This window comes from Kitasatospora sp. NPDC001159, assembly GCF_053598235.1.
On sequence record NZ_JBSFJV010000238.1, the window covers coordinates 1 to 3,110 of the forward strand.

General features: G+C 66.8%; 4 protein-coding genes. All 4 read left to right on the plus strand.

Annotation, left to right across the window (positions count from 1 at the left end; all coding sequences use genetic code 11):
- Positions 1 to 152 precede the first annotated feature (152 nt).
- The 4 genes from ACWC9T_RS41355 (at position 153) to ACWC9T_RS41370 (ending at position 3,018) form a co-directional block, all read left to right on the plus strand.
- The gene (locus tag ACWC9T_RS41355) at positions 153 to 368 is read left to right on the plus strand and encodes a transposase (protein WP_449826174.1); all 216 of its coding nucleotides are present in this window, start codon (positions 153 to 155) and stop codon (positions 366 to 368) included.
- A gap of 67 nt (positions 369 to 435) precedes the next feature.
- A complete protein-coding gene (locus ACWC9T_RS41360) occupies positions 436 to 1,041 on the plus strand; it encodes an IS3 family transposase (protein ID WP_449826175.1) in 606 nt (201 codons plus the stop codon).
- 361 nt (positions 1,042 to 1,402) lie between these two features.
- Positions 1,403 to 1,816, plus strand: coding sequence for a hypothetical protein (locus ACWC9T_RS41365; protein ID WP_449826176.1), 414 nt, complete (start codon positions 1,403 to 1,405; stop codon positions 1,814 to 1,816).
- Between the two features lie 254 nt (positions 1,817 to 2,070).
- Positions 2,071 to 3,018: a hypothetical protein gene (locus ACWC9T_RS41370; RefSeq protein WP_449826177.1), complete on the plus strand. Its 948-nt coding sequence runs from the start codon at positions 2,071 to 2,073 to the stop codon at positions 3,016 to 3,018.
- Positions 3,019 to 3,110 lie beyond the last annotated feature (92 nt).

Genomic DNA, 3,110 nt, shown 5'->3' on the forward strand with positions numbered 1-3,110 from the left:
CCGGCCCCCTACGTCCATGCCTACAACGCAGACGGCAAGGAGATCTACAACCAGAAGACGCAGCCCACAGCCAAGAACGCCCGTCAGTAGGCGTCTGAAGTTGCCCCGGTTTGCTGGACAACCTTCCACTTTGGGGACACGAGGAGTTCATCGTGCCAAGGACGCGTCCGGCCTACCCGCCGGAGTTCCGTCGCCAGATAGTCGAGCTGGTCAGGGCCGGCCGTTCGCCGGAGGACCTGGCGAAGGAGTTCGAGCCGTCCGCCCAGACCATCCGCACCTGGGCCAACCAGGACCGTGTGGATGCTGGGAGCGCCCCGGGCTTACCAGCGAAGAGAAGGAGGAACTCGCCCAACTGCGCCGCGAGGTGAAGCAGTTGCGCGAGGAGAAGGAGATCCTCCGCAAGGCCACAGTTTTCTTCGTCCGGGAGCCCAGCCGGTGATCTGCTACCGGCTGATCGACGAGAACACGGCACACCACGATGTCTCCCTCATGGCCCGGCTGCTGGGTGTGTCACGGCAGGGCTACTACGCGTGGCGCAACCGAGGCCCCTCCCGCCGGGCCCGGGAGGACGCCGCCCTCACCGACAAGATCCGCGGACACCACGAGCGCTCCCCCACGGCACCTACGGCGCCCCGCGCATCCACGCCGACCTGCGCGAGATCGACCACCTGTCCGTCGGCCGCAAGCGCGTCGCCCGCCTCATGCGCCAGGCCGGACTCGCCGGCGTGCACCGCCGCACCCGGCCGTGCCTCGCTGACCCGCCAGGACCGGCAGGCCACGGCAGCCCCCGACCTGATCGGCCGCGACTTCACCGCGGGCGCACCGAACCTGCGCTGGACCGCGGACATCACCTACGTGCCCACCGACGGGGGCTGGCTCTACCTCGCCGTCGTCCTCGACTTGTTCTCCCGGCGCATCGTCGGCTGGGCGATGGCCGACCACATGAGAACCGAGCTGGTCACCGACGCCCTCGCCATGGCGGTCACGGCCCGCCGACCCCGCCCCGGTCTCGTGCATCACAGCGACAAGGGCTCGCAATAGACTGCTGGTTCGCTCTCGCTACACCTTCTGACCTCGCTAGACGGACCCGCACCGTCCGGTAGTACCGGCACGTCCCGCCGTTGTCGGGGCTGCTTGCCGCCCTCCCCGGCGTTCCCCGGATCAGGCTGCCCCAGCTTCACCAGACCGCTGCGACGGTCCGGAGGAGAAGGTCTTTCACCTCCACTCGATTGTGTAGCGCCTCGTGGCGCACACCCGTCTCATCGAAGTTTGAGCAGTCTCAGCGAAGTTTGACCGCCTGCCGGATTCCGCGGGCAGGCGGTGCCTGTGCTCGAATGCAGCCACGCGGGGATCTCCGGCCATGAGGGGATTCGAGGGCGTGAACTGGACGGAAGGAGCCTGAGTGACTGGCCAGACGGTGAAGATCGCGGCGCTCTGCGAGTGCGGCGACATGGCGGTGCGGCAGGTGAATCAGTACATCAATTACGACGAGTTGTGCTGGGATGCCGAGTTCTTCTGCGACAGCTGCGGCTCCTATCGGTGCGAGCATGCCGGGCCGGGGGCGGCGCCGGACGATGGGTGGCGACAGGCGCTGCTGGCGGCGAATGGACCCGTCAGGCTGCGGCTGGCCGGGCCGGTGCCCAGTCTTGTCCCGGCGCTGAAGGTCTTCCGCGAAGTCTCGGGCGTCTCGTTGCCGCAGGCCCGAAGGCTCGTCGACAAGCTGAGCAGCGACGGTGTGGTGGGCACCCTGGCGGAGATGGAGTTCTTGAAGATGCGGCTGCAGCTCCGCGGGATCCCGGTAGACATCGACAGGTAGCGGAGCCCGGGAGCCACCCGGTCAAACTTCGCTGAGACTGCTCAAACTTCGATGAGACGGGTCACCCGTTGTCCTCTGACAGGCGATCTTGACCGTTTGCCAAGCGACTTTGACCGCCACGGCATTCACGCGTGGGGCTGACCAGCAGCGCATCGTTCGCAGCACGCGTGAAGATGGTGGCTTCTCGCCCGGAGCAGGTCCCTGGCGGCTGCGGATCTTGACAGTGCCGGGGATCAAGCTGCGATCGTTGCCGGATGTTCAACACGTCTGCCCGGCCCTTCGACATCCTCACGGTCTTTCCCGAGCTCGCGATGTATGCGAAGAGCGCGACCCGGCTGCATCCACATCGAGGCGTGCCGCAAGCTGGGGCGAGCTCGGTGGCAGGGGCGATGTTCTGGCCCGTGGGAGAGTCCTGGCCGACCTGCCAGCTGCCCCACCTGGTCGAGGTCGAGCGTGAGGCCACGGCCGAGCAGTTGGATATGTTCCGGCGCGCTGACGAGACCCGCGCCCAGCGGCTCGCCGAACTGAGCGGCCGGTTCCCAGAGCAGGTCTCCGACCCGAACTCGCCGCTCGGGAAACTGCTGGCCTTCCGGCAGCAGCGTATGACGGAGGTCGAGAACCGCCCTTCTCGGGGTACGACTGTGCGTACATGGGAGCCCGCCGTACCGGCCGAACCAGTTTCAATGGTTCCGGTCGTTCAGCTGCACGCCGCCGACATACCCGACGTCCGCTTCCCCGACGGAACAGACCTGCTGCAGATCCTGTGGTGCCCGTACCGGCATCCTGATGTTCCAGGCATGCACGAGCACTACAGCGGGCCGGCTCCGAAGGTGATCTGGCGGGCGGCCGCCTCACTGACGGGGGCGATCTCCGGTGCAGAGAGCGCATTGAACGATGACGGCTACGTCCTGGAGCCGTGCGTCATCCATCCTGAGCAGATCACCGAATACCCCGACATCGAGGATCTTCCTGAGCCACTGCAGTCTCGCATCCGTGCCTGGCACCGCGGTCTCGGCCCGGAGCCTGGCTACGACTATCGCAACGACCTGTCGGTGGCCCCAGGTCTCAAGACGGGCGGGTGGCCGTACTGGCCGCACTGCCCCCGGCCGGTCCAGTGCAACTGTGGGTCGGAGATGCAACTGCTCCTGACCCTCCCCAACGGCGAGCGCGGCGCGCTGAGCTGGACCCCACTGGAGGAGTGAAGTTCCACCCCGTGGTTGGACACCTGGACACTGGGACGTGTGAGCCCAGAGGAAGCAGTGCCAGGTGGGAACCAAGAGCAACATGAGTAAGC